Source organism: Mycobacterium sp. NPDC003449 (assembly GCF_053588415.1).
On sequence record NZ_JBSFPX010000370.1, the window covers coordinates 1 to 1,532 of the forward strand.

The following is a 1,532-nucleotide window of genomic DNA, read 5'->3' on the forward strand; positions in this document are numbered from 1 at the left end:
ACAGCGACGACTCCCCGGACGTCGAGCTCAACGACATCGCGTCGAACACCCGAGTCGCCGTGATGCTGCCCTCGGCCGACGCGGTGTAGCCGGTCGCCGTCGTGCCCAGCGTCAGCAGCGACGCGGGGGCGTTGGGATCCAGCGGCTGCACCCCGCTTGCCACGTGCGCTGTCACCGTCGCCGCCACGTCTGTCTGCAGCAGCTCGATCACCGCGTCCGCCCCGGGCGGGTCGTCCACGCTGAAGCCCCAGCTGATGAGCTGGATCTGCCTGGTGCTCGGCGTCGCCAGCTGGAGCATCGTCTTGACCGCCGCGCCGGTGCTCACGGACGCCTGCGCCGCCGTCGTCGGCATTGGGGAGTTCCACGTCTGGTACCTATGCACTCGTCTCTCCTCTACGAAGCCCGGCCGGCCAGCACCAGCTGGGCGTTACCGCCGCGGATTTTGATGGCGCGACGCAGAATCTTCAGCAGCACCTCGTCCAGGTCGCTGCCGCTGGATCGGATCTCGATGACGACGGGCTCAGCGCGGCCGCCGGCGCCGCGCATCATCTGCCGCGACTGCCCCGCCGGGTACACCGACGAGCCATACGGCAGCCGGACCACCTCCGGGCCCTGCTCACCCACCAGCGTCAACGCGCTACGCGGGCCCCCACCGGCCGCGCCGATGACCCCGCCCGTCGCCTTCTTCCCGATCGCCTTCTTGATCGCCGCTTCGAGGGCCTTCGCGATACCCGACATGGCCTTCTCGATCCTGGACTTGTTCTTCTCCAGCCCCTTGACCACGCCTTCCGCCGCCTTGATGCCGGAGGCGTACATGGCGTCGGCGGTGGTCTTCCCGGCGTCCCGGGAGTAGGTCATGATCTGCGACCGCATGTCGTTCATCGACTTGATCTCGCTGCCGGAGGCGCGCATCAGGGCCGACGCGGTCTCCAGCCCGCCGCCCTCGATCCCCGCCTGGGCGATCTCGCTCAACAGGCCCTTGTCGAGGCCCTTCTTCTTCAGCGCCGCGAGCGCCCCGGCGAACGACTTGGCCTTGTCCCTGCTCTGCGTGAGCCCGCCCATGACGTCGGCCGTCGTCAGCGTCCGCCCCTCGGCCAGTGTCCCGGCGGACCGGGTGATGTTGGACGACCCGACGATGCCCGAGGACACGGAGTCCTTCAGTTCAGACGCCGCGGACTTGAGGTCCGACAGCTTGGTCTTGGCCGTCTCCAACGCCGCGTTGACCTTCTCCTGCAACCGGGCGTTCTTGATCAGCGCCTTTCCGGCCACGTCGAGGTCGCGCAGCAACTTCCGCTCGGTGCTGCCGTGCGTCGTCCGCTGGATACGGCCCCGCCACTCGTTGAGCGAGCCCGTCAGTTCCCCGACGCCCGCCGGTGTCGCGAGTGCCTTCTCGAACGGGTTGTACTTGTACCCGGCCATCGCCCCGAAGTGAGAGCGGCGCAGCTGCCCAGAGACTTCGCCGACAGCCTCCCGCTCCGACTTGAGCATGGTCCGCGTCCGCCCGTACGGGTCCCGGGTGATCCCGGCCGGGC

2 protein-coding genes are annotated in these 1,532 nt (G+C 69.1%); both read right to left on the reverse strand.

What is annotated here, in order from left to right; genetic code table 11:
- Positions 1-325: hypothetical protein (locus ACWDTP_RS38390; protein ID WP_450028434.1), on the reverse strand; the 325-nt coding region annotated here is incomplete at its 3' end.
- Positions 326-393: 68 nt separating this feature from the next.
- On the reverse strand, positions 394-1,532 hold a 1,139-nt coding region (locus ACWDTP_RS38395; protein WP_450028435.1), incomplete at its 5' end, for a hypothetical protein.